Raw genomic sequence first — 25,011 nt, forward strand, 5'->3', positions numbered from 1 at the left:
GGTCTTCTCCGTGCCGGCCGGGAACAGGTTGCCCGCCGGGACGGTGTACGAGCCGTCCGCGCCCACGGTGATCCGGAGGATCTTGCCCCGCAGGTCGTTGGTGTTGGCCGAGCTGCGCCGGGCGTCCACGAAGGGCGCCTGGTAGACACCGGTGGCGCTGACCGAGTCGTTGTGCGGCGAGAAGCCGCCCGACCCGCCGCCGCCGGCCGGGGTGTCGTCCCCGGTGACCAGCCAGAGGTTGTTCTTCGAGTCGAAGGCGATGTCACCGGCCACGTGGCAGCAGGCGCCCCGGTCGACCGGCACCTGCATGATCTTCTGCTCGGTGCTGAGGTCGAGCGACGGGTTCTCCCCGTCGACGAACTTGAACCGGGAGAGCTGGAAGTAGCCCTTCCACTGGTCCCAGGCTTGCGGGTCGGTGCTGGTGGTCGGCGCGCTCCCGGCGGGGGTGTTCAACGGGGGCGCGTAGTACAGGTAGACCCACTTGTTGGTGGCGAAGTCGTTGTCGATCGCCGGGCCGTACATCCCGTCCTCGCTGTGGGTGTAGACCGGGATCTGGGCCAGGATGGTGGTCTTGTTGGTCTCCGGGTTGTGCAGGCGTACGCCGCCGCGCCGGTCGGTCTGGATCACCCGGCCGTCGGGGAGCACGTCGAAACCGATCGGCTCGTTGACGTTGGGCTGCGCTCCGATGACCGTCATCTGGTAGTTGGCCAGCACGGTCGCGCCGCAGTCGCCGTCGGTCACGCCGGCCGCCCACTGGATCGCGCCGCCCAGGTGGGCCCGCAGGTCCACGGTGCCGTAGCTCTCCGGAGTGGCGCCGAGTCCGGTGTAGAACGACCGGCCGCCCTGGTAGTCCTTGCACCAGGTGATGGGGTGGTCAAAGCCCATGGTGCCGCCGGTGTACGTCTTCTCGTCCACCGTGGCCAGCACGTGCGAGACGCCCCGGACGTTGGCCGCGAAGTTGTACCAGCGGTCGGTGGTGCTCCACCGCTGCGGCAGCGTCTTCGAGGCCGGGTGGACCCGGTCGGCGACGGTGACCGTGGCCTTGCTGACCGCGGACGGCGCGCCGGTGGCCCGGGTGCCGAGCACGTTGGTCAGGAAGGACCAGTCCGGTTCGGCCTCGATGGCGGAGTTGACGCCGACGAAGCCGCCGCCGTCGCGGTAGTACTGCTCGAAGGCCGCCTGCTGGGCGTCGTTGAGCACGTCACCGGCGGTGTTCAGGAACACCACCGCGCGGAACTGCTTCAGGTGCGGCTCGTCGAACTTTCGAGCGTCGTTGGTGACCTCGACGGTGAAGCGTCGCTCCTGCCCGAGTTGTTGGATGGCCTGCACGCCGGCGGCGGTGGCGGCGTTGTTGCCGCTGGCCGACCGGGTGAACACGAGCACCTTGTACTGCATGCCGTTGCTGTTGGGTGCGGGGGTGGTGAGCACCGGCGCGGCCTGCGCCGGGGTCGGAGCCTGCTCCGCCGTCGCGACGAGCGTCGCGCCGACGAGAGCGAGCAGGCTGAGGTGGGTGGCGGCCCTGCGGCCGAAGGGTCTGCGCATCGAACCTCGCTCTGGTCGGGCGGGTCCGCCTCAGCGCGGGACGAAGCTGAGGAGGTCGCTGATGTGGTGACGAGAGCCTGGCCAGGTTCTACGCGAGACGATATTTGCGGAGGCGAGCAAAGAGAAGAGGTGGGAGCCAAAAGTTTTCTATGAATCGCTTCGACTTTTGTTCAGGATCAGCAAAAGTGGGGCGGTTGGGTCCCGTCCGGACAGACGAGAACGGGCCGATCGCCCGATGGCGACCGGCCCGCTGCCCTGGCGGCGTCAGGAGTTGCTGCTGCTGCCGCTCGTGCCGGACGGCTTGGTGCTCCCGCCGCTGGTCGAGCCCGTGCTGGTCGAACCCGACTTGGCGCCGACCGAGGCCGGCGTGCCCGCGAAGGGCTTGTCGGCCTCGGTCAGCCCCTGCCGGTTGCCGTTGCCACTGGTCAGCTTCTCGCCGAGCTTCGTCTGCCCCAGTTTGTCCTTGCCCTCGGCGTAGAGCCGGGTCGCCTGGGCCTGCGCCACGCCCGCCGCCTCCTGGACGGTCGGGTGGTCGAGCACCTTACGGCCCCGGACGACGAGTTCCTCGTACTTCTCCCGACCGGCACGGGCGCCCAGGACGAATCCCGCAGCCAGCCCGCCAAGAAACATGATCTTTCCGCGCATGGCGGCTCCTTCCGTACCTGACGCGCCGCCGTTGCCGACCGGGTGGTTCCCGACCGGCAGTGGCCATCTCGCGCCTGCGTCCTCTGTCGGCGGCTAACTACCCATCCTGCTCTCCCCTCATGCCTCCGGGTGCCCAGATGGCGATTTGTCCGTATTGATGCTTGATCGTGTCGTCGGAAACCCCGCCACGAAGGCGGGTAACCCCCTGGCGCGCCACCCCCGGATGTCCTGTACTCTTGTCCCCGTCGCCCGGCGCGGAGAGATCCGTAACCGGGTGATCTGCGGTCCCCCGTAGCTCAATTGGCAGAGCAGCCGGCTGTTAACCGGCAGGTTTTTGGTTCGAGTCCAAACGGGGGAGCTTCTCTGCACAGCGCGCCCGCCGACCCAGGTCGGCGGGCGTTTCTCGTTCCTGGCCCCGCCATGGCCGGCGCCTTCGGTCCCGCCTCCGGGCGTCGCCGACCTTGCCTCGCGCTCGCTGTCGAGCTGATGGCGCAGACGATTCACCCGTCGCGACTGTGCCCGGCAAGCGGGCCTCCCGGGCGGTTTCCCCCCGAAAAGACCGCTCTGCCCGGCAGGATGGACATCGACTGGGACTCCCACTGCGTCGGTTCGTGCGTCGGTTCAGAGGGTGGGTGGAGATGGCCGGAGGAGCCCGCCGCTGGACGGCCACGCTGATCGCGGCGGCGGTCGTGCTGGGCTGGCTCGTGGTCGGGGCGATCGCCGGACCGTACTCGGGGAAGCTCGGCGACGTCGCCACCAACGACAACGCCTCCTTCCTGCCGGCCAACGCCGAGGCGACCCGGGCGCTGGACCTCTCCGCCGGCTTCATGACAAGGGAGACCACCCCCGCCCTCGTCGTCTACGAGCGCACCTCCGGCATCACCCCGACCGACCAGCAGCGCGTCCAGGCCGACGCCGCCCGCTTCGCCCGGGTGCCGGGCGTGGTCACCCCGCTGCCGCCACCGATCGCCAGCCAGGACGGCCAGGCCGTACAGGTGATCGTCCCGATCGACAGCGCCGAAGGCGAGCGGATCCGGCAGGTCGTCGACCAGTTGCGCGGCATCGCCGGCACCGACCGGGACGGGCTCACCGTCGACGTGGCCGGACCGGCGGGCCTGCTCGCCGACCTGATCGAGGTCTTCACCGCCATCGACGGACCGCTGCTGCTGGTCACCCTGGTGGTGGTGCTGGTCATCCTGCTGATCGTCTACCGCAGCCCGGTGCTCTGGATCTTTCCGCTGCTCGCCGCCGGCCTGTCGTACGCGCTCGCCTCGCTCTTCGTCTATCACCTGGCGCGCAACGACGTCATCAAGCTGAACGGGCAGGCGCAGGGCATCCTCACCGTGCTGGTGTTCGGCGCGGGCACCGACTACGCGCTGCTGCTCATCGCTCGCTACCGGGAGGAACTGCACCGGCACGAGCGCCCCTGGGCCGCGATGCGCACCGCCTGGAAGGGCGCCGGCCCGGCCATCATCGCCTCCGGCGCCACTGTCATCCTCAGCCTGCTCTGCCTCCTGCTGTCCACCCTCAACTCCAACCGCGCGCTCGGGCCGGTCGCCGCCGTCGGCATCGCCGCCACCCTGCTGGTGATGCTGACCTTCCTCCCGGCCCTGCTGCTGCTCGGCGGACGCTGGGCGTTCTGGCCGCGACGGCCCCGGTACGACCACGCCGACCCGCGGACCGAGCACGGCGTCTGGGGCCGCATCGCCGGCTTCGTCGCCCGGCGCTCCCGGCCCGTCTGGCTGGTCACCGCGGTCGTCCTGGCCGCGCTCGCCGTCGGCGTGACCCAGCTCGGCGCCACCACCCTGGGGCAGTCCCATCTGTTCACCAAGCGCACCGACTCGGTGGCCGGCCAGGAGGTGATCACGAGGCACTTCCCGGCCGGCACCGGCAGCCCGGCCACCATCTTCACCACCGAGGCCAGCGCCCGGCAGGTCGCCCAGGTGGCCCAGGGCGTACCCGGGGTGTCCGCAGTGCGCCCGGTCACCGGCCAGGGACCGGGCGGGCCACCCGACCCGAACGCGCCGCCCAAGGTGGTCGACGGGCGGGTGGAGCTGGAGGCCACCCTCGCCGACCCGCCGGACAGCCACGCCGCCGAGCGGACCATCCGCGACCTGCGCGAGGCGGTGCACAAGGTGCCCGGCGCCGGCGCCGTGGTGGGCGGCTTCACCGCCGTCAACGTGGACACCGCCGACGCCGCCGTCCGGGACCGCAACGTCATCATCCCGGTGGTGCTGCTCGTCATCGCGGTCATCCTGGCCCTGCTGCTGCGCGCCCTGCTCGCCCCGCTGCTGCTGATCGCCACCGTGGTCCTGTCGTTCCTGGCCACGCTCGGCCTCTGCGCGTTGATCTTCAGGTACGGCCTCGACTTCCCCGGCGTCGACCAGTCGTTCCCGCTCTTCGCGTTCGTGTTCCTGGTCGCCCTCGGCATCGACTACAACATCTTCCTGATGAGCCGGGTGCGCGAGGAATCGGTCCGCCGGGGCACCCGGGCCGGGGTGCTCGCCGGCCTCGCCGTCACCGGCGGCGTGATCACCTCCGCCGGCATCGTGCTCGCCGCCACCTTCTCCGCGCTCGCCGTGCTGCCGCTGGTGGTGCTCGTCGAGCTCGGCGTGGCGGTCGCCGTCGGGGTGCTGCTCGACACCGTCGTCGTCCGGTCCCTGCTGGTGCCCGCGCTCGCGTACGACATCGGGCCGAAGGTCTGGTGGCCGAGCCGGCTGTCCCGGGCCAACCGGGACGGCGACCGGGCCGGGGCGGAGGTGACGCATGTCCGCTGAGGCCGACGTGGTCATCGTCGGTGGCGGCCTGGCCGGCCTCACCGCGGCCCGCCGGCTGCACCGCGCCGGCGTGCCGTGGCGGCTGCTCGAGGCCGGCGACCGGCTCGGCGGCCGGGTCGCCACCGACCAGGTCGACGGCTACCTGCTGGACCGGGGCTTCCAGGTGCTCAACACCGCGTACCCGCGGCTCGGCGGCCTGCTCGACCTGGCCACCCTGGACCTGGGCTTATTCACCCCCGGCGTGCTGCTCCGCCGCGGCGACCGGCTCGACCGGCTGGTCAACCCGCTGCGCGAGCCCGCCGGCGTCGCCGGCACGCTGACCGCCGGGGTCGGGTCGCTGTCGGACCGGATGCGCTTCGCCGGGCTCGTCACCGGCTGCGCCACCCTGCCGGTGAGTCGACTGCTCACCGCACCGGAGACCACCACCGAGGCGGCGCTGCGCCGGGCCGGCCTCTCCGACGCGATCATCGAGGGGCTGCTCCGGCCGTTCCTCTCCGGCGTCCTCCTCGACCGGGAGCTGGCGGCCTCCAGCCACGTGCTGGCCATGATCCTTCGCTCGTTCGCCCGCGGGCGGAGCAGCCTGCCCGCCCAGGGGATGGCGGCACTGCCGCAGGCCGTCGCCGCCCCGCTGCCCGCCGAGCTGATCGAGCTGCACACCCGGGTCACCGAGGTCGCGCCGGGCCGGGTCCGCACCCAGACCGGCGACCTCGCCTGCCGCGCCGTCGTGGTCGCCGTCGACCCGCCGGCGGCGACCACGCTGCTGCCCCAGCTCGACCGGGTACGCATGCACAGCTGCACGACCTACTACCACAGCGCCGACACGCCGCCCCTGGACGAGCCGATCCTGCTGCTCGACGGGGAGCGGCGGGAACTGGTGGCCAACACGGCGGTGCTCAGCCGAGCCGTGCCCGCGTACGCGCCGGCCGGGAAGCACCTGGTGGCCACCTCGGTGGTCGGGCCGCAGCCCCCGCCCGAGGCGGTCATCCGGCGGGAGTTGGACCGGCTCTACGGGCGGTCCACCGCCGACTGGACCCACCTGACCACCGTCACCGTCCCGAACGCGCTGCCCGCCGCGCCGCCGCCGCAGGGCCGGCTGCGCAAACCGGTCGCGCTCGGCGACGGGCTCTTCGTCGCCGGCGACCACCGGGACAGCCCGTCCATCCAGGGAGCGCTCGCCAGCGGCTGGCGGGCGGCCGGGGCGGTGCTGGCGGAGCTACGCGGCGCAGGTTGAGCGCAATGGACGGCTCGGCCGCCGTCGCCCCCACGACGCGCTGTTATTCTCGCGTTGCCCATCGTGCCGGTCGGATCTTGAGTCCGGCCCGTTCGGGTGGTGGCCGGTGATCCGTTGAGCGGGTTACGATCCGGCGCGGCAGCGGGGCGGTAGCTCAGCGGGTTAGAGCAGGGGACTCATAATCCCTCGGTCGCGGGTTCGAGTCCCGCCCGCCCCACCACGGAAAACGCCCTGGTCAGGCCTGGTGCTGCCGACCCGGACGGTCGGCGTCAAGGTCGGGACCAACGCCCTTAGCCCGCAGCAGCACGAGCCGCCAACGTCGGCGCGCGTGACTGCCGAAAGCGGGACGCGCCATTCGGCTCCGAGATTCGACTCCGTGTGCTGCTGAATTGACAGAGATGGGCTTCAGGCAGAGGAGCGGTTGGCGGCAGCGCCGCCTACGCTGCCGGGATGAGCGCGGACAGGGTGCTGGCCAAGCTGACGGCGGACATCGGCAGGAGACGAGCATGAGTAGGGGAAAGGCGGTGCTTGTGGCTGCCGGTCTCCTGGTAGCGCTGTTGCCAGGTGCCCTTGCCTGGCGCGCACTGTGGCCGGTTCGCATCGACGCTCTGTGCGGGGTCTTCCAGTCCCGCCAGGGAGGGGTCATCCAGATCACGCCAGATCACGCCTTCACGGTGTCTGAGGCCACGTTCGGTTTCAACGCGGACGGATCTACGGACACGGTTTCCGGTAGCGGCCAGCTGCGCCCGGGCGACTTGGCAGCGGATGGTCAGCTAGTTCTGCGGATGAAGGATGCCAAAGCAAACCTTGAATTGAACACTCAGCGCAGCTGGCGGGGGGAGGTGAGCCTGTGGCAGTGGGCCGACGACCCGGACACCGGGGAGCGCGAGACCTTCGTCCAGAAGTCTGCCTGCTACAGCCTGTCTCAATGGTCCGTTGGGTCATGAGACACCGCCTTCTCGCTGGTGGCGGCCGGCCAGCCAGATGGTGAGGTCCTTGGCGATGTGACCGTGGTCGGTCTCGGTGGTGAGGTCGTGGATTCGCTGGCGGGCGTCGCGGCGTTCGACTTCGTAGGTGTCGTCGTCGAGTAGTGAGATCGAGGCGTACCAGGCCGGGTCGTCGGCGGGGTTGATCGTGACGAAGGTGTTGCCTTTCAGTGGGAGGACTCGCGGTCGAACAGTCGCTTCGACCAGAGGTATCCGCCCAGCGCGATGACGGCGCACCAGGCGAGCGCGATCCACGCGTTGTTCCCGATCGGCTCGTCCATCAGTAGGCTGCGCAGGGTTTCGATGATCGGCGTGAACGGCTGGTACTCGGCGAACCAGCGCAGACCGGCCGGCATGGAGTCGGTGGGGACGAACCCGCTGCCGAGGAAGGGCAGCAGAATAAGCGGCATGGGCAGGTTGCTCGCGGTCTCGACGCTCCCGCTCACCTGGCCCAGCGCGACGGACAACCAGACGAGCGCGAAGGTCACCACCACCAGGAAACCGGCCGTGGCCAGCCACTCACCCAGCCCTGCGGTGGGCCGGAAGCCGACCAGCAGCGCTACGCCGATCACGACCGCCAGGCTGATCACGGCCTGGATCATGCTGCCCAGGACGTGTCCGGTCAGCACCGAGACGCGGGCGATGTGCATGGTGCGAAACCGGGTGATGATGCCTTCGGTCATGTCCATGGCGATCGAGATCGCGGTCCCCTGGACCGTGGCCGCCACGGTCATCAGGATGATCGCGGGCGCCACGTAGTTGGCGTACGCGGCGCGCCCGCCGGCCGCACCGCCGGCCAGTGGCCCGCCGAGCCCGGCGCCCAGTGTGCCGCCGAGCACGTAAACGAACAGCAGCAGGAAGACGACGGGCATCCCGACGAGCATCACGGTCATCGACGGGTACCGCAGCATGCGCTTGAGGTTGCGGCGCAGCATCGTCGCCGAGTCGCGTAGCGGATGGAAACGGAGGCTTGCCGGAGCCGGGCCGGTGAGGGCGGGGGTGCTCATCGGGTGGTCACCTTCTCGTTGGTGGGGTTGCCGGTGAGGGCGAGGAAGACGTCGTCGAGATCGGGGGTGTGCACGGAGAGCTCGTCGACCTCGATGGCCCGGTCGTCGAGCCGGTCGATCAGGGTCTTCAGCGAGCGCAGGCTGCCGTCGCCGGGCACCCGCAGGGCGAGCGCGTCGTTGTCGCGCGCGGCCTGACCCAGCACGCGCATGGCCGCGTCGAGGCCCTGCTGGTCGGCGAAGCGCAGGCGAACGTGTCCGCCGGGGATGCGGCGCTTCAGTTCCTCCGCAGTTCCCTCGGCGACCACGCGGCCGTGGTTGAGGACCGCGATCCGGTCGGCCAGCTCGTCGGCCTCTTCCAGGTACTGCGTGGTCAGGAAGATGGTGACGCCGCCGGCCACCAGGTCCCGGACGGTCTGCCACATGTCCCGGCGGCTGCGCGGGTCCAGTCCGGTGGTCGGCTCGTCGAGGAAGATCACTTGTGGGCTGCCGACCAGGGTCATCGCCAGGTCGAGCCGCCGCAGCATGCCCCCGGAGTAGGTCGATGCCGGCCTTCTGGCCGCCTCGGTCAGGTCGAATTGTTCGAGCAGTCGGGCGGCGCGCCGGCGGCCTTCGCCCCGGGCGAGGTGGTGCAGATCCGCCATCAGCCGTAGGTTTTCCTCGCCGGTGAGCAGCTTGTCCACGGCGGAGAACTGACCGGTGACGCCGATCGCGGCGCGTACCGCGTCCGGTTCGCGGGCGAGGTCGTGCCCGGCGACCTGAACGTCACCGGCGTCGGCGCCGAGCAAAGTGGACAGAATCTTGACCGTGGTGGTCTTCCCGGCGCCGTTCGCGCCGAGCAGCGAGAAGACCGTTCCCCGTGGCACGTTCAGATCGAGACCGTCGAGCACGACATGGTCGCCGAACGATTTCCGTAGCCCGGTCGCGGCGATCGCCGGCCGGGATTGCGTGATGGTCATGTTTCCTCCGGGGCCGGAAGTGGATCAGGAGCGGTGGATGGTGATATCGCCGTAGGAGGTACGGCCGCGCACCTCGACGGTCTGGTCGGTCTCGTCGGGCCGGGTGGCGTTCTCCAGCAGGTTGCGTACGTGCCCGAATCCGGTGTTGACCTCGAGCCAGGCGGCGGTTCCCTCGGCGATGCCGATGTCCAGGTCGCCCATGGCGGTCCCGAGCACGACCGAGCCGCGGACCACCTCGCCGAGGCGGATGCTGCCGTTGGACGTCTTCGCGTCGACGCCGGCGCCGGCCCGCTGGACGTCGATGGCGCCGTTGGCGTTGCGCACCCGCACGTCGCCGGTGACGGCGTCGATCGTGGTGTCGCCGTTGGAGTTCTTGACCACCACGGCGCCCTCGACCTCGCCGATCTGGATCTTGCCGGAGCCGGTGGAGATCTCGGCGTCGCCCGTGATGCCGTCGGCGGTGATGTGACCGGCCCCCGTGTGCAGGCGCAGCGGGCCGGTTCGTTCGAGCCAGACGTTGCCGGTGGTCTTGAGCCGGCACTCCCCGAGCTGGCCGGCGCAGCGGATGTCGCCCATCTGCAGATGAGCGGACAGTTGGGAACCGCTGGGCAGTTCGATGGAAACGTCCACCGACCTGCTCTTCTTCGAGAAGTCGAAAGTGCGCTTCGGGCCGGTGACCTGGAGAATGCCGTTGGTGTAGTCGACACGGACCTGCGCAGCGGCCTGCACATCGGACTCGTCGGCCTCGTCGCTCGGGCGGACCTCGACGAGGGTGTCGGTGCGGTCGCTCGCGGCGATCCGCACGTAGCCGACGGCGAGTTCGAGCGTGACGGAAATCGATTCGGGCGTCTCGTACTTTGGCATGGTTGTCCCCGCATCATGGGTTGGGTGGGTGATTCGTCCCCGCAGGCCGGGGACGCGGTGTGAGAACAGCGTGGCTAGCGGACCCAGCCGGTGAAGCCCTGCCTGGTTCGTTTCCCGCTGCCGCGTGGCTCGGGGCGCTGATCGCGGTCGGTCCGCTGCAGGCCGGCGGCGGCCGCCCGGACCAGCCAGGCGTTGACCGAGCGCCCCTCCTTGGCCGCGGCCTCCTCGATCGCGGCCTTGAGCTGCTCGGGCATGCGTACGTTGATCCGGGCGGCGGGGCCGTCCTCGGCGATCAGCAGATCGCTGTCCGGCGCGCCGTCGGCCGTCGCCGCAGCTTTCTCGGCCGCGACCTCGATCGGCTCGGCGGGTGGCGGGGTCACGACGAAGTTCGGATCGCGTCCGCGCAGGCGCAGCTCCACCGAACCCGGAGCCAGGTCCCGGGTGATCTCGTCGGCGGCGGCCGACAGCGCGTCCAGCAGCGTCATCCGGATCGCCGACTCGAGCGACCCGGTCAGGCGCTCGACCAGCGTACGCGCCTCTTCACCGCCGGCCTCGGCAAGCGTGGCGAACTCACGTCCGAGGTTGCTCACATACGGGGTCAAGTCCATGGTGCCAATATGGCACACCGCTGGCACACAGGCAAGCCGTCTTGGCTCACTTGCGGTGCCAGGCTGGCATCCTTGGCGCGCTGGCTAATTCTCTTTGCGTGGCGAGCCCCCCAGCGCCTAGCGTTGTCCCTCCCTGTAGGCGCGGAGGACCTGCCTCTCCGCGGCTCTGAATGAGCAGATGGGAGGTGCGGAGCGGAATGATCAGTCATCTCCTCGCGCTCTGCTTCGACGCGCACGACCCGCTCCGGCTCGCGCGCTTCTGGGCCGGCGTCCTCGGCTGGGAGTTGATCGACGACCCCCGAGGCGGCATCACGCTGCTGCCGAGCGACGACACCGGGTTCCGGCTCCGATTTCTGCCAAGTCAGGAGCAGAAGGTCGGCCAGAACCAGATGCACTTCGACCTGACGAGCACGTCCCTCGAGGACCAGCAGCAGACGGTGGCGCGGGCGCTCGAACTCGGTGGCCGGCACATCGACATTGGCCAAGACCCGGACGATGGTCATGTGGTGCTGGCAGACCCCGAAGGCAACGAGTTCTGCGTCATCGAGCCGGGCAACAAGTTCCTCGCCGACTGCGGATTCATCGGAGCGCTTGCGTGCGACGGTTCGCAGGAGGTCGGATACTTCTGGAGCGAAGCGCTGGGCTGGCCGTTGGTCTGGGACCAGGACCAGGAGACCGCGATCCGCTCGCCGCACGGCGGTCCGAAGATCACCTGGGGCGGTCCGCCGCTGATGCCGAAGACCGGCAAGAACCGGCTGCATTTCGACCTCGCTCCACCCGCCGACGGTGATCAGCAGGCGGAGGTCGACCGCCTCATCTCCCTCGGGGCAACGCGCATCGACATCGGCCAGGGCGACGTCAGCTGGGTGGCCATGGCCGATCCCGATGGCCACGAGTTCTGCGTGCTGACCCCGCGATAGCGCGAACAGAATCCCGGGTAGCCGGCGACCCGCACGACCGCTCCGGAAGAGCGACTCGTCGCGTTCGGGCGGCACGGCGTCATGGCCGGTGCGCCTGGGCATGGGCGGGCCCGGCCCAGGACCGAATGATCCTGGGCCGAGCCGGATTCGTTCGCCGATCAGTTGAGCGCGGCGGCGAACATGCCGGGCTCGTAGGAACCCCCCTGCTGGTGCACGATCACGGCGAGCCGGTTGGCCGCGTTGATCAGGGCGACCAGGCAGACCAGCGCCGCGATCTGGTCGTCGTCGTAGTGCTTGCGTACCTGGGCCCAGGTCTCGTCGGACACGCCCTGGTGGGCGTCGGCGAGCCGGGTGCCCTCTTCGGCGAGCGCCAGCGCGGCCCGCTCGGCCTCGGTGAAGACCGTGGACTCGCGCCAGGCGGCGACCAGGTTGAGCCGGACCGAGGTTTCACCGGCGGCTGCGGCCTCCTTGGTGTGCATGTCGATGCACCAACCGCAGCCGTTGATCTGGCTGGCGCGCAGCGACACCAACTCCTGGGTGGACCTCGGCAACGGCGACTGATGGATCACCAGGCCGGCGTTGGCGAACCGCTTGAAGAACTTGGCGGCGATCTCGTTGTCGAACATGTTGAATCGGGCGTCCATGGCTCCGTCCTCACTGCTTGTGCTGCACTGGACGAACATGAGATGCCGGCGACCCGATCCCTGTGACGGTGCGGCTACGTGACGCGCACCACAAGCAGTTGGCGCATCGGTGACGTACGACGCGCCGCTGCCCAGGGCGCTGCCCCGCCGTCCCGCGATTCGCTGCCGGACGACGAGGATTGGCTACCGTTCCGATGTCACAGAACGGCGGGGCCCGGCATCTGATGGGTGACGCAGTCGAGAGCGAACAGGAGTCACCCATGGTCGGCACGCCGCAGACCGCATCCGACGATCGCGCCCGGGGCAGCAGCCGGGACGATCGCCCCGGTCCCGCCACCGAGGCGTTCCTCGCCCACCGCAACCTGCTGTTCACCGTCGCCTACGAAATGCTCGGCTCGGCCGCCGACGCGGAGGACGTCCTGCAGGAGACCTGGTTGCGGTGGGCGGGCGTCGAGCTCGGCACGGTGCGGGATCAGCGTGCGTACCTGGTCCGGATCACCACCCGCCAGGCGCTCGCCCGGCTGCGTACGCTCGGCCGCCGCAGGGAGTCCTACGTCGGCCCCTGGCTGCCTGAGCCACTGCTCACCGCGCCCGACGTAGCCGACGACGTCGAGTTGGCCGACAGCGTCTCGATGGCGATGCTGCTGGTGCTGGAGACGCTCACCCCCACCGAGCGGGCGGTGTTCGTGCTGCGCGAGGTGTTCGACGTCGAGTACGACGAGATCGCCGAAGCCGTCGACAAGACCCCGGCCGCGGTCCGCCAGATCGCGCACCGGGCACGGGCACACGTCGCGGCGCGCCGGCCGCGCCACGTCGTTAGCGTGGCCGAGACCCGAGACGCCCTCGACGCGTTCCAGCGGGCGGTCGAAACGGGCGACCTGCAGAGCCTGCTCGACATCCTCGCACCGGATGTCGTCCTGCTGGGTGACGGTGGCGGAGTCAAGCAGGCCGTCCCGCGGCCCGTCGTGGGGGCCGACAAGGTGGCCCGCCTGCTGGCCGCCGGGCTGGGCAAGTTCGCCGACACGGCGTCGCTGCGGCCGGCACAGGTCAACGGCTACCCGGCGCTGATCCTCCACCTCGACGGCGAGCTCGACAGCGTCCTGGCGTTGCGTATCGACGACGGCCTCATCACCGGGCTCTACGCCGTGCGCAACCCCGAAAAGCTGTCGCACATGGCGCGGGAGACCACCCTGCGCCGCTGAACCCGGGCCCGCTCAGGCCGAGTACGGATGCTCATCCGCCCGACCGCCCGGACCGGAAGGATCGAGCCGTGACCACAACGATGCGTACTCTGCTCGGCGGGCTGCTGATAGCGGCGGCGACGGTCGGCGCCTGGTGGGCCTGGCTGGGCTGGGAGACCGGCTACACGGTCGACCCGCGGACCGGCGCGACCAGCGGCCCGTACGCGGTGTGGCAGGTGGCCGGCTGCGTGCTGACCCTGGCCCTGATCGCCGGCGTCGGCGGCTGGTGGCGCGGTCCGTGGCTGGTGGCCCCGGTGATGACGGTGGCCTTCACGGCCGTCTGGGCGCGGCACGCCGCGTCGATCGACGACACCGGGCTCTGGGCGGTCGGGGCGGCGCTGGTGGCGATCGGCACCGCGATCGGTTCCACCGTGGTGAGCGCCGGTGCCGGCTGGCTGCGGCGCCGCCGGGGCGGGTGACCGGGGTGCCAGAAGGGGCCCCTTGCACAACGCCAGGCGTTGACAGGGGCCCCTTCCTTCACGCGCGGGGGCAGGTCAGGCGAGCGCCTTCAGGTAGTCGGGGTTGGCCTTCAGCCACTCCTCGACGGCCTTCTTCTCGTCGCCCTTGTGGGTGTTGAACATCAGGTCCTCCAGGGACCCGAGCTGCTGGCCGTCCATCTTGAACTTCTCCAGCATCTTCGCGACCTCGGGGAAGTCCTTGCCGAAGCCCTTGCGGCCGAAGGTGTTGATCTGCTCGGCCTGGCCCAGGGTGCCCTTCGGGTCGGCCAGGTCCTTCAGCTCGTACTTCGCGTACGCCCAGTGCGGGTGCCAGAGGGTGACCACGATCGGCTTCTTGTCGGCGATCGCGCCGTCCAACGCCGCCAGCATGGCCGGGGTGGAGGAGGTCTTCAGCTTCATGCCGGACAGGCCGTAGCCGGGCAGCACCTTCTCCTGGGTGGCCTTGGTGAGGCCGGCGCCCGGCTCGATGCCGATCATCTGCCCGCCGAAGGTGCCGGCCTGGGCGGCCAGGTCCTCGAGCGAGTCGACGCCCTCGACGTACTTCGGCACGGCGATGCTCAGGCTGGCATCGTCGTACCAGACGCCGATCTTCTCCAGCTTGTCGCCGTACTTCTCCAGGTAGGAGGCGTGCGTCTGGGGCAGCCAGCCGTCCAAGAAGAGGTCGATGTCGCCGTTGGCGAGACCGCCGTAGACGAGACCGGCCTCCAGGTTCTTGAGCTGGACCCGGTAGCCCTTCTCCTCGAGGATGTGCTGCCACAGGTGGGAGGCGGCGACCGCCTCGTCCCAGGCCATGTAGCCGATGGTGATCTTCTTGCCGCTGCCGGACGCGCCGTCCGACTTCTCGCCGCAGGCGGCGGCACCGCCGAGAGCCAGGGTGGCGGTCACCGCGAGGGCGAGGACGCGTTTCAGGGTGGTGAACACAGATCTTCCTTCCTGATTCGGAGCAGCCGGCGGTCCCGCGTACGCGGGAACAGGGGTGCCGGCGGAGGGGCGACGGTCAGGCGGCCTGCCGCGCGAGGCGCTGCGCCCGCGCGGAGGGGAACCGGTCGCCCACGGAGTCGGTGAGCCGGTCGAGCACCACGGCGAGGACCACGACGGCGATGCCGCCCTCGAACCCGCTGCCGACCTCGACCTGAGAGAGCGCGAACATGATCACGTCGCCGAGGCCGCCGGCGCCGACCATGCCGGCGATGACCACCATGGACAGGGCCAGCATGATGACCTGGTTGACGCCGGTCATGATCGTCGGCAGGGCCAGTGGCACCTTGGTCCGCAGCAGCACCATCCACGGCGGCGCGCCGAACGACTCCGCGGCCTGGACGATCTCCTTGTCGACCTGGCGCAGGCCGAGCTCGGTCAGGCGTACCCCGGGCGGCATGCTGAACACCAGCGTGGCCAGCACGCCGGGCACGGTGCCGATGCCGAAGAAGAAGATGGCGGGGATCAGGTAGACGAACGCCGGCAGGGTCTGCATGAGGTCCAGCACCGGCCGGGCCACGGCAGACGCCCGCCGGTTCTCCGCGATGAAGACGCCGAGCGGGATCGCCAGCAGCAGAGCGAGCAGGCTGGCCACGAGCACCTGGGCGAGCGTGCTCATGGTCTCCTCCCAGTACGGCATCCCGGCCACCAGGCCGAGGCCGACCGCGGTGCCGAGCCCGAACTTCCAGCCGCGCAGCCACCAGCCCAGCCCGGCGAGCACCAGCACGACCACCACCGCCGGTACGCCGGTGAGCAGGTTCTCGAGCGGGCGGACCAGGGTGTCGACCACGGTCGCGACCGCGTCGAAGACCGGGCCGAGGGTACGGGTGGCCCAGTCGACGGCGGACTCGGTCCAGGTGCCGAGCGGCAGCCGGGGCAGCCAGGAGTCGAGCGGGGACTGCGCGATGCTCATGCCGGCTCTCCCTTCGCGGCGACGAGTTCGACGTCGGGCTGCGCCGGGATGGCCGCCTTCTCCACTGCCGCGACACTCTCCGGTGTCGCGCTGGCCAGGGCGCTGAGCAGGGTGATCCGGGGGATCACCCCGGCCAGCCGGCCCCGGTCGTCCAGGACGGCCACCGGGTGCTGGCTCTCCGCGCAGTCGGCGAACAGGTCCGCCACCGCCGTGTCCGCGGTGACCGTGCGGACCCGCTCGGTCGACACGTACCCGTCGAGGTTCGGGTGGCCCTCGCGCAGCGCCCGCAGCACCTCGTCCTCGGTGACCGTGCCGAGGAACCGCTTCATCGGCCCGGTCACGTAGACCACCGAGGTCTGGCTCTCCCGCAGCGCCTTGGCGGCCACCCGGGGGCCGGCGTTGACGTCCAGCACGTGGTGCGGCTTCTCCATCACCGACGCGGCGGTCAGGATCCGGGTCCGGTCGACGTCGGCGACGAACTGCGCCACGTACCCGTTGGCCGGGTCGGTGAGGATCTCCTCGGCGGTGCCGATCTGGACGATCCGGCCGTCCCGCATGACGGCGATCCGGTCGCCGAGCCGCATGGCCTCGTTGAGGTCGTGGGTGATGAAGATGATGGTCTTGCCCAGCTCGGCCTGGAGTTCCAGGAGTTGGTCCTGGATCTCCCGGCGGATGAGCGGGTCCAGCGCCGAGAACGCCTCGTCCATCAGCAGGATGTCGGTGCCGGCCGCGAGCGCGCGGGCCAACCCGACCCGCTGCCGCATGCCGCCGGAGAGGTCGTGGGGCAGGTTGTCCGCCCACTCCTCGAGCCCGACCATGCGCAGCGCGTCCAGGGCGCGTTCGCGCCGCTCGGCCTTGGGCAGGCCGGCGACCTCCAGCGCGTAGCCCGCGTTCTCCAGCACCGTCCGGTGTGGCATCAGCGCGAAGTGCTGGAAGACCATGCTGATCTTCTCCCGCCGCAGCTTGCGCAGCGCGGCGGGCTTGAGCGTGGTCAGTTCGACCCCGTCGACCTGCACGCTGCCCCGGGTCGGCCGGAGCAGGCCGTTGAGCATCCGGATGAGGGTGGACTTGCCCGAGCCGGAGAGGCCCATCACGACGAAGATCTCGCCGGGGCGGACCTCGAAGTTCGCGTCGATCACGGCGGCCGTGGCCGGCAGGCCGGCCAGCGCCTCGGCGCGCGGGGCGCCGCTCGCGAGGCGCCTCATCGCCTCGTCAGTTCGACTGCCGAATATCTTGTAGAGCGACTTCACTGCGAGTGCGGGCACGATCCCCTCTCCGATGGAAACCGCTGGCGCGTCGCACCATCGGTAGCCATCTTCGCGTCTCGTCCGTCGATATCAACATCGGTCACATTCCGCAGGCCGTAGGGGCCGGCCCGGAAACTTACCGACGTCATCGGCGGGAATCCAGTCGCAACCGGGGGGGCTGTGGAATTAACCACAAAAACTGGTGCCCTCGACACCGTCAAATTCGGTCGTCCGTACGCACCGAGGACGTGCCTCCATCGCCGGGAAGCCGGGCCGATTAGACCACGTATGGGGCCTTTGTGCCGCCAGCGAGGGTGCCGGATGATGGCGGTCCGCTGCCGCCGTTCGTCCCCGAATATGACAACGGCGATAGAGAACTGTCATGTGTTCGTGATTCTCTGTCATGTGACCGTCATATTTCGGCCGGCGCTTCCGGCTCGTCGGGCGGGGCGGTTCCGCAAATCAGGTGTGGTCGTCTCGCGGAAATCGTCGAACGGATCGGTGGGGCCGCGGAAGAAGCCGACGCCGTAGACAAGCGATGCGGCTCTTCGCGCGAGGTCGTGCCGAAGCTCGGCTGACGCGTCGGGGCCGGCCGCCGAATCGGCGGCCGGCCCCGCGCGGGCCGGCGGACCCCTCCACCCACCGGCCCGGGAAGGTCAGTACGCCAGTGCCACCGGCCGGCCCAGCAGCCGGGCCCCGTTGTTGCCCAGCCAGCCCTCCGCGGCCGCCGCGTGCTGCGCGAAGGTGTGGATGTCCCGGAACCGGCGCTGGATCGGGGAGGAGTCCCGAGCGGCGCCGCCGCCGGCCGCCCGGTAGCAGGTGTCCACGGCGGCGATCGCCTGCTCGGTCACCCAGGGCAGCGACGCGGAGATGGTCGGGTGCAGGGCGGCGATCCGCCCCGGGTCCTCGGCGCAGGCCGCCCAGAGGTCGTCGGCGAGCGCGGCCAGCAGGGCCCGCGCCGCGCGGACGTTCAGGTCGGCCCGACCGAGCTGGACCCGGAACGCGGGCGAGTCGGCGAGCGGCTGCCGGGCGTAGAGGCGCTGCCGGCCGTCGCCGAGCAGCGCGGTCATGTCGTCCAGCGCCCCCTGCGCGATGCCGACCGCGACCGCGCCCAGGTGCAGCACGAAGTGCACCAGCGGCGCCACGAACCCCGGCCCGGGCACGCACGGCGTGCCGGTGAACAGGTCGAAGCTCTCCTCCGCCGGGCAGAACGCCGACTCGACCAGCACGTCGTGGCTGCCGGTGCCGCGCAGGCCGAGCACGTGCCAGGTGTCCACCACGGTCACCCGGTCGGCCGCGAAGAGCATCGAGCGGGTCTCCGGCGGCTGCCCGTCCACCCCGGGCAGCGGCTGGCCGTCCGCGGTGACCAGGCAGTTGCCGAAGATCCAGTCGGCGTGCCGGCAGCCGCTGGCGAACCCCCACCGCCCGCTCACCTGGAACCCGCCGTCGGCCAGCTCGGCCCGGCCCTGCGGCGCGAAACCGCCGGCCACCACCACGTCCGGGCCGGCGGCGTAGAGCTTGTCGAACCGGTCGCGGGAGAGCATCGCCAGCAGGTGCGGGGTCTCCGCGCCGATCATCACGGTCCAGCCGGTCGAGCCGTCCGCCCGGGCCAGGGTCTCCAGCACCGCCATCCCGGTGCGCAGGTCCACCTCGTACCCGCCGTGGCTGCGGGGCACGAACATCCGGAAGCAGCCGGCCGCGCGGAGCCGGTCGAGCAGGTCGGCGGGCAGCTCCCGGGTCCGCTCGATCTCCTCGGCCCGGGCGGTCAGCTCCGGCGCCAGCTCGCGTACGGCGGTCAGCAGGTCGTGGCGGTGGTCCATGGCGGCCTCCTCGTCGGTGTGGCGGGTCCACCGTGGCGCGTCCACCGTCCCGGCCGCCAGGGACACCCGTACCGATCGGACGGGACATCGCGGTGCCCCGGGCCGGCCGGGAAACCGCCCGGCCGGTCGGGACACCGTGGCCCATGCGCCCGGGACGCCGGGCCCGCCACGCTTCGCCTGCGGCGACCCGCCGTGCCCCCGACCTGAGGAGGAACCATGACCAGCGCCACGCTCGACGCCACCGCCACCCCGACCGCCACCGGCCGTCCCCGCCGGGGCTGGGCGGTCGCCGGGGCCGTCGCCGGGCTCACCGGCATCGCGATCTTCCAGTTCGGTCCGCAACTGGCCAACGTGGACACGTCGCTGCTCGCCGACAACGCGCGTTTGGCGGCCGCGATGGACGGCAAGGAGGCGTACGTCTGGGTCTTCCAGGTGCTGACCGGGCTGGCCGCCGGCTGCCTGGCGGTGTTCGCGGCCGGGCTGCGGCGGCGGCTGGCCGCCCGCGAGCCGGCCGGCGGGCTGCTGCCCGACGTGGCGGCCGCCGGCCTGCTGCTCACCGCGGCGCTGCTGCTGGTCGGCGGCGGGGTGTCCACCGAGCTGTACTGGGACCTGCTGCACCTGGCCGAGACCGACGCCGACACGGTCGCGACGCTGGCCACCGGCTACAACACCTTCCCGTGGGTCTGGGCGGGGGCGGGCCTCAGCGCCGGCGCGGTGGCGGTCGCCGGGCTGCGCCGCCGGTCGGTGAGCCGGTGGCTGGCAGTGTTCAGCCTGCTGATGACCCTGCTGGTGGTCGTCACCCAGGCGGTGCCGCTGCAGTACCTGGCGCTGGCTCCCGCGGCGCTCTGGGCCACTGTCGCCGGACTGACATTCGCGCTGGAGCGCCGGGGTCTCGGCAACTGACCCGGCGACTGTCAGGATCAGCGCATGCCCGCCGCGCCGACGACGACACCACGGGGCGGCGACCGGCGCCATCCGGTCGCCGCCCGGCTGGTCGCCGTCGGCTGCGCGCTCCTGCTCACCGGTACGGCCGTCTGCTGGGTCCTCGCCCGCCGGCCGTGGGGCCTGTCCCAGCTCTACTTCCTGGTCGACTTCACCGACTGCGCGGTGTACGGCACGGTCGCCTGGCTGGTGCTGCTGCGGCGCGGTCATCCCGTCGCCTGGCTGCTCGCCGCGACCGGCGTGGGCGGCGGGTTCTCCGCGTTGAGCGCGCAGTACGTGGACCTGCTCGCGGTACGGCCCGGCCTGCCGGCCCCGGTGCTGCTCACCTCCGCCCGCGACTGGGCCTGGGTGCCGGGGATGCTCTCGCTCATCACGGTGGTGCCCTGGCTGGTCCGGGAGGGGCGACTGCCCGTGCCGGCCCGGCTCGCCGTGACCGCCGGCGCGCTGGTGACCGCCGGGATCGAGCTGTTCCACCTGACCTGGCCCGGCCAGCCGGGCCGGCCCTCCGGCGCGCTGCCGCTCGCCGTGCCGGGCTGGGCGGACGTGGTGGACACCGGGGACCTGCTGCTGTTCCGGGCGGTGCCGGTGCTCGGGCTGCTCGCCGCCGCCGGCCTGGTCCGCCGGTGGCGTAGCGGGCCGCCGGCCGAGCGGGTCGGGCTGGGCTGGCTGGCCGTCGGCACCATGCTGCTCGCGGTGAGCTTCGCCCCGCTGGGCTTCCCCGGCTGGGCCGGGTACGTCCCGGACTGGCTCGCCCCGACCGCCATGCTCGCCTCCCAGGCGTTCTTCCCGGCCGCGGTGCTGGCCGTGGTGCTCCGGCAGCGGCTGTGGGGGATCGAGATCGCCGTCCGCCGCACCCTGGTCTGGTTCCTGCTCACCTTCCTGCTGGTGACCGCGTACGTGGTGGGGGTGAGCGTGCTCGACGAGCTGCTGCCGGCCACTCCCGCGGTGCCAGGGGTGCTGGTCACCGCGCTGGTGGCGGTGGGCATGCAGCCCGCGCGGGCCCGGGTGCAGCGCGGCGTCGACCGGCTGATCCACGGCGAGGCGGTGGAGCCGCTCGGCGTGGTACGCGGCGTCGGGCACCGGATCAGCGCGTCCGCGGACCCGGCCGACGTGCTCACCGGAGTGGCGCAGAGCCTGACCGACCTGCTCCGCCTCGGCGCCTGTGCGATCGAGGTGGACGGCCCGGAGCCGTACGCCGCGGGCGGAGTGTCCGCCGGGCCGGTCGGCGCGCCGCTGGTGCTGCCGCTGCGCCGGGGCGGGACCGAGATCGGCCGGCTGGTCGCGTGGGCCCGGGCGGGGGAACGGCTGGACGGGCGTACCCGGTCGGCGCTGGTCGACCTGGTGCCGGTGGTCGCGTCGGCGGCCAGCCTGGCCGCCACCAGCCGGGCGCTGGCCGCCTCCCGGGCCCGGCTGGCCGAGGCGCGCGAGGAGGAACGGCGCAAGCTGCGGCGAGACCTGCACGACGGGCTCGGCCCGGCGCTGGCCGGGGTGGCGTTGGGTCTGCAGGCGACCCGTAACCTGCTCACCGTGGATCCCGAGGCGGCCGGCCGGTTGCTGGACCGGCTGCGCGACGAGGTCGACCAGCGCGTCGAGCACGTCCGGGACCTGGCCCGGGGGCTGCTTCCGCCGGTGTTGGGCGAGCGTGGCCTCGCCCCGGCCCTGCACGAGCTGGCCCAGCGGTACGCGGGCTCGGGGCTGGCCGTCCAGGTGCTGGCCGCGCCGCTGCCGCTGCCCGAGCCGGTGGCGACCGCGATCTACGGCATCGTCTCCGAGGCGGTCCGGAACGTGCACCGGCACTCCGGCGCGGCGAGCTGCCGGGTGCGCGTCGACCGGGAAGCCGCCGGGCTCAGCGTGCGGGTCGAGGACGAGGGGCGGGGGGTGGCGCCGGGGACGCCGGACGGGATCGGGATGCGCTCGATGCGGGAACGGGCCGAGGGGATCGGCGGGGTCTGCGTCGTCGCGCCGAGGGAGGGGGGTGGCACCACCGTGCTCGTCCGGGTGCCGGCCGCGCGGCTGTCGGCGTACGCGTCGGAGCGCGCGGCGCCGACGGCGGACGCTGCGGGGCCCGACCCCGCCGCCTCCGGCGACCCGGCCTGGTCCGACGCCGGCTCGGGGGCGGTACGGGCGGCGGCGGTGGAGCCGTGACCGAGCCGACGATCCGGGTCGCGGTGGTGGACGACCACCCGGTCTTCCGGCTGGGCATGACCGCGCTGCTCGCCTCGACGGCCGGGCTGGCGGTGGTCGGCGAGGCCGCCGACGCGGACGGCGCGCTCCGCGTCGCCGACCAGCAGCGACCGGACGTGATCATCATGGACCTGCACCTGGGCGGCCGGTCCGGGGTGGCGGCGACCCGGGAGATCGTCGCCCGGCACCCGGGCATCGGGGTGCTGGTGGTGACCATGCTGGACGACGACGACTGGGTCTTCGCGGCGCTGCGCGCGGGTGCCCGGGGCTATCTGCTCAAGGGCGCGGCGCCGGCCGAGGTGGAGCGGGCGGTCCGAGCGGTCGCCAACGGCGAGGTACTGCTCGGCCCGGTGATCGCGAGCCGGGCGGTGAGCTACCTGTCCGGGGCCCGGGCGTCCGGGTCCGCGCCGTTTCCCGAGCTGACCGACCGGGAGCGCGAGGTGCTCGACCTGGTCGCCCAGGGGTTGAGCAACGTGGTCATCGCCCGCCGGCTGACGCTCAGCCCGAAGACCGTCCGCAACCACCTGTCCAACGTGCTCGCCAAGCTTCAGGTGGCCGATCGCGGCCAGGCCATCGTCCGGGCCCGGGAGGCCGGTCTCGGTCAGCCCTGACCGGCGCGGAACTCGTCGGCGACGGCCCGCAGGGCCCGGGTCAGCTCCGCCGCCGACGGTGCCGCCGCCGGGTCGACCAGCCACTGGGCGGCCAGGCCGCCGAGCAGCGCCTGGTGGAACGCGCCGAGCGCGAGCGCGGTCGGCTCGTCGGCGGCCGGGTCGATCCGGTGGAAGACCTCGGCGAGGCCGAGCCGGGCCTGCCGGTTGGCGGCGGCGAACGCCTCCCGCAGTTCGGGTACGCGGTCCAGCTGCGCGATCAGCTCGAACTGGATGGCCCAGAGCCGGGGTAGCCGGGCGAAGGATTCGAGGATCCGCTCCCAGGCCGCCTCGAACCGCTGGGCGGGGGTGGCCGTCGGGCCGGCGTCCTCTGCGAGGGCGCGGCCCAGCTCCTCACCCCACTCCGCCATCGCCTCGATCAGCGCCTCGTTGAGCAGGGCCTTCGTGGTGCGGAAGTGGTAGCCGATGGCGGCCAGGCTGGTGCCGGCCGCGGTGGCGACGTCCCGGGCCGTGGTGGCCGTGTACCCCTTCTCGATCAGGCAGCGCTTGGCGCCGGCGAGCAGGTCCTCCCGATTTCCCATGCCGACAGCGTAGCGGATTTCTTGGACAGGCGTCTTGCACAACTGTCTAACACGCTTGTACAGTTGCTGGCATGACCAATGTGCTGATCTCCGGGGCCGGTGTCGCCGGCCCCGCGCTGGCCTGGTGGCTGCGCCGTCACGGCTTCCGTCCGACCGTCGTCGAGCGGGCCCCGATGCTCCGCGCCGGGGGCTACAAGGTGGACATCCGGGGCGCTGCCCTGGACGTCATCGACCGGATGGGGATGGGGCACGAGGTGCGGCGGCACGACACCGGCATGCGGCTGGCCCGCTTCGTGGACTCGTCCGGCCGACAGCTCGCCACCATGGACGCCGCGCTCTTCGGCGGCCGGGAGGGGGACGACGTCGAGGTCATGCGCGGCGACCTGGCCCGCATCCTGGTCGACGCCACCGGCGACGTGGACTACCTCTTCGACGACTCGATCGTCGCGCTGGATCAGCGGGCCGACGGGGTGGAGGTCGCCTTCGAGCGGGCGCCGAACCGCCGCTTCGACCTGGTGATCGGCGCCGACGGGCTGCACTCGACGGTGCGGCGGCTGGCCTTCGGCCCCGGCTCGGCCCACCTGCGCCCGCTCGGGCACCACATCGCGATCTTCACGGTGCCCGCCGAGTACGGCGAGGAGTGCGTCGAACTGATGCACCCCGCCCCGGGGCGGACGGTCGGCGTCTACCGGACCGCCGGCGCGCCGGACGCGCGGGCCCTCTTCCTCTTCCCGTCACCCGCCGAGGAGCCCGACCGCCGGGACGTCGCCGCGCAGCGGGCGGCGCTGGCCCGGGCGTACGCCGGGGCCAGCTGGCGGGTGCCGGACCTGCTCGCCGCGATGGACGATGCGCCGGACTTCTACTTCGACGCGATGAGCCAGGTGCGGATGGACCGCTGGTCGACCGGGCGGATCGGGCTGGTCGGCGACGCCGGCTACGGCGCCTCGCCGGCGTCCGGGCAGGGCACCAGCCTGAGCCTGGTCGGGGCGTACGTGCTGGCCGCCTCGCTGGCCGAGGCGGGTGGCGACCCCGCCGCCGGGTTCGCGGCGTACGAGCGGCGGATGCGCCCGTTCGTGGCGGCGAACCAGCAGCTCGCCGAGCGCAACCTGAAGGGCATGGTGCTCGGCTCGGCCGCGCAGATCCGGTTCCAGACGCTGATGCTGCGGCTCATGCCGCACCTGCCGGGCCGGGAGGGGATGATCCGCCGGGTCACCGAGCCGATCCGCAAGGCGGCCACCGCGATCACCCTGCCGGACGTCCCGGCCGTCGCGCGCTGAGGGCGGCAGGCGGCGGCGCGGGGTGGCGGCTCGCCGCCCCGCGCCGGCCGCGTCAGGAGTCCAGGCGCTCGGCGTACGCGGCGCGCAGCTGCTCCCAGCCGAAGTCCAGCGCCTCGCCGCCGCGGATCGGGCCGACCGGGTCCCCGTCGAGCAGGTGACCGGCGACGTCCAGGCAGAGGTGCCAGCCCGCGGCCATCAGCGGGGCCTGGTCGGCCTTCTCGATCCGGTGCCGCAGGGTCAGCCGGGTGCCCGCGTCCGTCGGGGTCAGCTCCCAGCGCAGCCGGTCGTCGCCCCAGGTGTACTCCAGCAGCGACGGGCACTCCGCCCGGATCACGGTGGCCGGCGCGTCGAAGGTCCGCTCGCCGTCGACGGCGCTGAGCGTGGCGTCGCCGGGCGTACCGAGATCCCGGCTGGCCAGGAAGGGCGCCCACTGGGCGAGCTGGTCGGGCTCGGTCAGCGCGGCCCAGACCTTCTCCGGCGGATGCCGCAGGTCCCGGACGAACACGAGGTCCCACCGGTCGCCGGCCGGCACCCGGGCGACCTCGGCGAGCGGGCCGGGCCGGAAGTTGTCGCGTTCCATCG

24 protein-coding genes and 2 tRNA genes are annotated in these 25,011 nt (G+C 72.0%); 12 read left to right on the top strand and 14 right to left on the bottom strand.

The features are described 5' to 3' along the window. On the bottom strand, positions 1–1,542 hold a 1,542-nt coding region (locus FXF52_RS06440; protein ID WP_187413357.1), incomplete at its 3' end, for a ThuA domain-containing protein. Positions 1,543–1,806: 264 nt separating this feature from the next. Next, positions 1,807–2,187, bottom strand: a complete 381-nt coding sequence (locus tag FXF52_RS06445) for a hypothetical protein (protein WP_148794394.1) — start codon at positions 2,185–2,187, stop codon at positions 1,807–1,809. Positions 2,188–2,472: 285 nt separating this feature from the next. Between FXF52_RS06445 and FXF52_RS06450 the strand changes: the two genes are divergently transcribed. From FXF52_RS06450 to FXF52_RS06470, 5 genes are all read left to right on the top strand, one after another. Further along, positions 2,473–2,545 (top strand) — tRNA-Asn (locus FXF52_RS06450). 280 nt (positions 2,546–2,825) lie between these two features. Further along, the gene (locus FXF52_RS06455; RefSeq protein WP_148794396.1) at positions 2,826–4,964 is read left to right on the top strand and encodes an MMPL family transporter; all 2,139 of its coding nucleotides are present in this window, start codon (positions 2,826–2,828) and stop codon (positions 4,962–4,964) included. Next, positions 4,954–6,195 carry an NAD(P)/FAD-dependent oxidoreductase gene (locus FXF52_RS06460; RefSeq protein ID WP_148794398.1) on the top strand — a complete coding sequence of 414 codons (1,242 nt, stop codon included), beginning with the start codon at positions 4,954–4,956 and terminating at the stop codon, positions 6,193–6,195. The genes FXF52_RS06455 and FXF52_RS06460 overlap by 11 nt, the downstream gene beginning before the upstream one ends. A gap of 143 nt (positions 6,196–6,338) precedes the next feature. Continuing rightward, positions 6,339–6,415 (top strand) — tRNA-Ile (locus tag FXF52_RS06465). A 286-nt stretch (positions 6,416–6,701) separates the two neighbouring features. Next, the gene (locus FXF52_RS06470; protein WP_148794400.1) at positions 6,702–7,142 is read left to right on the top strand and encodes a hypothetical protein; all 441 of its coding nucleotides are present in this window, start codon (positions 6,702–6,704) and stop codon (positions 7,140–7,142) included. Here the strand turns inward: FXF52_RS06470 and FXF52_RS06475 are convergent. From FXF52_RS06475 to FXF52_RS06495, 5 genes are all read right to left on the bottom strand, one after another. Next, positions 7,137–7,418, bottom strand: coding sequence for a hypothetical protein (locus FXF52_RS06475; RefSeq protein WP_148794402.1), 282 nt, complete (start codon positions 7,416–7,418; stop codon positions 7,137–7,139). The two genes, FXF52_RS06470 and FXF52_RS06475, sit on opposite strands and share 6 nt — an antisense overlap. Beyond that, positions 7,349–8,188, bottom strand: a complete 840-nt coding sequence (locus FXF52_RS06480) for an ABC transporter permease (protein WP_148794404.1) — start codon at positions 8,186–8,188, stop codon at positions 7,349–7,351. The genes FXF52_RS06475 and FXF52_RS06480 overlap by 70 nt, the downstream gene beginning before the upstream one ends. Then, on the bottom strand, positions 8,185–9,144 hold the full coding sequence (locus FXF52_RS06485; protein WP_148794406.1) for an ATP-binding cassette domain-containing protein: 960 nt from the start codon (positions 9,142–9,144) through the stop codon (positions 8,185–8,187). The genes FXF52_RS06480 and FXF52_RS06485 overlap by 4 nt, the downstream gene beginning before the upstream one ends. Positions 9,145–9,168: 24 nt before the next feature. After that, positions 9,169–10,008, bottom strand: coding sequence for a DUF4097 family beta strand repeat-containing protein (locus tag FXF52_RS06490; RefSeq protein ID WP_148794407.1), 840 nt, complete (start codon positions 10,006–10,008; stop codon positions 9,169–9,171). A gap of 74 nt (positions 10,009–10,082) precedes the next feature. Then, a complete protein-coding gene (locus FXF52_RS06495; RefSeq protein WP_148794409.1) occupies positions 10,083–10,616 on the bottom strand; it encodes a ribbon-helix-helix protein, CopG family in 534 nt (177 codons plus the stop codon). 197 nt (positions 10,617–10,813) lie between these two features. On the opposite strand from FXF52_RS06495, the gene FXF52_RS06500 reads away from it, so the two are divergent. Continuing rightward, positions 10,814–11,536, top strand: a complete 723-nt coding sequence (locus FXF52_RS06500) for a VOC family protein (protein ID WP_148794411.1) — start codon at positions 10,814–10,816, stop codon at positions 11,534–11,536. A 158-nt stretch (positions 11,537–11,694) separates the two neighbouring features. Here FXF52_RS06500 and FXF52_RS06505 read toward each other — a convergent pair whose 3' ends face one another. Then, positions 11,695–12,180, bottom strand: coding sequence for a carboxymuconolactone decarboxylase family protein (locus tag FXF52_RS06505; RefSeq protein ID WP_148794413.1), 486 nt, complete (start codon positions 12,178–12,180; stop codon positions 11,695–11,697). Between the two features lie 194 nt (positions 12,181–12,374). On the opposite strand from FXF52_RS06505, the gene FXF52_RS06510 reads away from it, so the two are divergent. Next, positions 12,375–13,382 (top strand): RNA polymerase sigma-70 factor, encoded by a 1,008-nt coding sequence (locus FXF52_RS06510; protein WP_255471773.1) that lies wholly within the window; start codon positions 12,375–12,377, stop codon positions 13,380–13,382. A gap of 68 nt (positions 13,383–13,450) precedes the next feature. Beyond that, a complete protein-coding gene (locus FXF52_RS06515; protein WP_255471774.1) occupies positions 13,451–13,840 on the top strand; it encodes a hypothetical protein in 390 nt (129 codons plus the stop codon). Between the two features lie 75 nt (positions 13,841–13,915). Here FXF52_RS06515 and FXF52_RS06520 read toward each other — a convergent pair whose 3' ends face one another. From FXF52_RS06520 to FXF52_RS06535, 4 genes are all read right to left on the bottom strand, one after another. Next, on the bottom strand, positions 13,916–14,800 hold the full coding sequence (locus FXF52_RS06520) for a glycine betaine ABC transporter substrate-binding protein (RefSeq protein WP_148794415.1): 885 nt from the start codon (positions 14,798–14,800) through the stop codon (positions 13,916–13,918). A 76-nt stretch (positions 14,801–14,876) separates the two neighbouring features. Then, the gene (locus tag FXF52_RS06525) at positions 14,877–15,770 is read right to left on the bottom strand and encodes a proline/glycine betaine ABC transporter permease (RefSeq protein WP_148794418.1); all 894 of its coding nucleotides are present in this window, start codon (positions 15,768–15,770) and stop codon (positions 14,877–14,879) included. After that, positions 15,767–17,038 (bottom strand): glycine betaine/L-proline ABC transporter ATP-binding protein, encoded by a 1,272-nt coding sequence (locus tag FXF52_RS06530; protein ID WP_370517884.1) that lies wholly within the window; start codon positions 17,036–17,038, stop codon positions 15,767–15,769. Before FXF52_RS06530 ends, FXF52_RS06525 begins: the two co-directional genes overlap by 4 nt. Positions 17,039–17,673: 635 nt before the next feature. Beyond that, the gene (locus FXF52_RS06535) at positions 17,674–18,903 is read right to left on the bottom strand and encodes an acyl-CoA dehydrogenase family protein (protein WP_255471776.1); all 1,230 of its coding nucleotides are present in this window, start codon (positions 18,901–18,903) and stop codon (positions 17,674–17,676) included. Between the two features lie 150 nt (positions 18,904–19,053). Here FXF52_RS06535 and FXF52_RS06540 point away from each other — a divergent pair, with 150 nt between their 5' ends. The 3 genes from FXF52_RS06540 to FXF52_RS06550 are packed head-to-tail and all read left to right on the top strand — an operon-like array spanning position 19,054 to position 22,574. Next, positions 19,054–19,740, top strand: coding sequence for a hypothetical protein (locus FXF52_RS06540; RefSeq protein ID WP_148794423.1), 687 nt, complete (start codon positions 19,054–19,056; stop codon positions 19,738–19,740). Positions 19,741–19,764: 24 nt separating this feature from the next. After that, positions 19,765–21,924, top strand: a complete 2,160-nt coding sequence (locus tag FXF52_RS06545) for a histidine kinase (RefSeq protein WP_148794425.1) — start codon at positions 19,765–19,767, stop codon at positions 21,922–21,924. Further along, entirely contained in the window at positions 21,921–22,574 is a 654-nt protein-coding gene (locus tag FXF52_RS06550; RefSeq protein ID WP_222870436.1) for a response regulator transcription factor, read from the top strand. Before FXF52_RS06545 ends, FXF52_RS06550 begins: the two co-directional genes overlap by 4 nt. Here FXF52_RS06550 and FXF52_RS06555 read toward each other — a convergent pair. After that, positions 22,565–23,152, bottom strand: a complete 588-nt coding sequence (locus FXF52_RS06555; RefSeq protein WP_148794427.1) for a TetR/AcrR family transcriptional regulator — start codon at positions 23,150–23,152, stop codon at positions 22,565–22,567. The genes FXF52_RS06550 and FXF52_RS06555 overlap by 10 nt on opposite strands. 71 nt (positions 23,153–23,223) lie before the next feature. On the opposite strand from FXF52_RS06555, the gene FXF52_RS06560 reads away from it, so the two are divergent. Beyond that, complete coding sequence (locus tag FXF52_RS06560) at positions 23,224–24,429, top strand: FAD-dependent monooxygenase (RefSeq protein ID WP_148794429.1); 1,206 nt, start codon at positions 23,224–23,226, stop codon at positions 24,427–24,429. Between the two features lie 52 nt (positions 24,430–24,481). Here FXF52_RS06560 and FXF52_RS06565 read toward each other — a convergent pair whose 3' ends face one another. Beyond that, complete coding sequence (locus FXF52_RS06565) at positions 24,482–25,009, bottom strand: SRPBCC family protein (RefSeq protein ID WP_148794431.1); 528 nt, start codon at positions 25,007–25,009, stop codon at positions 24,482–24,484. Positions 25,010–25,011 lie beyond the last annotated feature (2 nt).

It is taken from the genome of Micromonospora sp. MP36 (assembly GCF_008119785.1).
GTDB lineage: Bacteria > Actinomycetota > Actinomycetes > Mycobacteriales > Micromonosporaceae > Micromonospora.

What these genes read in the sequence shown, in the direction of transcription:
- FXF52_RS06445 (WP_148794394.1), bottom strand. Translation starts at nt 2,187, where the DNA reads ATGCGCGGAAAGATCATGTTTCTTGGCGGGCTGGCTGCGGGATTCGTC.
- FXF52_RS06455 (WP_148794396.1), top strand. Translation starts at nt 2,826, where the DNA reads ATGGCCGGAGGAGCCCGCCGCTGGACGGCCACGCTGATCGCGGCGGCG.
- FXF52_RS06460 (WP_148794398.1), top strand. Translation starts at nt 4,954, where the DNA reads ATGTCCGCTGAGGCCGACGTGGTCATCGTCGGTGGCGGCCTGGCCGGC.
- FXF52_RS06470 (WP_148794400.1), top strand. Translation starts at nt 6,702, where the DNA reads ATGAGTAGGGGAAAGGCGGTGCTTGTGGCTGCCGGTCTCCTGGTAGCG.
- FXF52_RS06480 (WP_148794404.1), bottom strand. Translation starts at nt 8,188, where the DNA reads ATGAGCACCCCCGCCCTCACCGGCCCGGCTCCGGCAAGCCTCCGTTTC.
- FXF52_RS06485 (WP_148794406.1), bottom strand. Translation starts at nt 9,144, where the DNA reads ATGACCATCACGCAATCCCGGCCGGCGATCGCCGCGACCGGGCTACGG.
- FXF52_RS06490 (WP_148794407.1), bottom strand. Translation starts at nt 10,008, where the DNA reads ATGCCAAAGTACGAGACGCCCGAATCGATTTCCGTCACGCTCGAACTC.
- FXF52_RS06495 (WP_148794409.1), bottom strand. Translation starts at nt 10,616, where the DNA reads ATGGACTTGACCCCGTATGTGAGCAACCTCGGACGTGAGTTCGCCACG.
- FXF52_RS06500 (WP_148794411.1), top strand. Translation starts at nt 10,814, where the DNA reads ATGATCAGTCATCTCCTCGCGCTCTGCTTCGACGCGCACGACCCGCTC.
- FXF52_RS06505 (WP_148794413.1), bottom strand. Translation starts at nt 12,180, where the DNA reads ATGGACGCCCGATTCAACATGTTCGACAACGAGATCGCCGCCAAGTTC.
- FXF52_RS06510 (WP_255471773.1), top strand. Translation starts at nt 12,375, where the DNA reads ATGTCACAGAACGGCGGGGCCCGGCATCTGATGGGTGACGCAGTCGAG.
- FXF52_RS06525 (WP_148794418.1), bottom strand. Translation starts at nt 15,770, where the DNA reads ATGAGCATCGCGCAGTCCCCGCTCGACTCCTGGCTGCCCCGGCTGCCG.
- FXF52_RS06540 (WP_148794423.1), top strand. Translation starts at nt 19,054, where the DNA reads ATGACCAGCGCCACGCTCGACGCCACCGCCACCCCGACCGCCACCGGC.
- FXF52_RS06545 (WP_148794425.1), top strand. Translation starts at nt 19,765, where the DNA reads ATGCCCGCCGCGCCGACGACGACACCACGGGGCGGCGACCGGCGCCAT.
- FXF52_RS06555 (WP_148794427.1), bottom strand. Translation starts at nt 23,152, where the DNA reads ATGGGAAATCGGGAGGACCTGCTCGCCGGCGCCAAGCGCTGCCTGATC.
- FXF52_RS06560 (WP_148794429.1), top strand. Translation starts at nt 23,224, where the DNA reads ATGACCAATGTGCTGATCTCCGGGGCCGGTGTCGCCGGCCCCGCGCTG.
- FXF52_RS06565 (WP_148794431.1), bottom strand. Translation starts at nt 25,009, where the DNA reads ATGGAACGCGACAACTTCCGGCCCGGCCCGCTCGCCGAGGTCGCCCGG.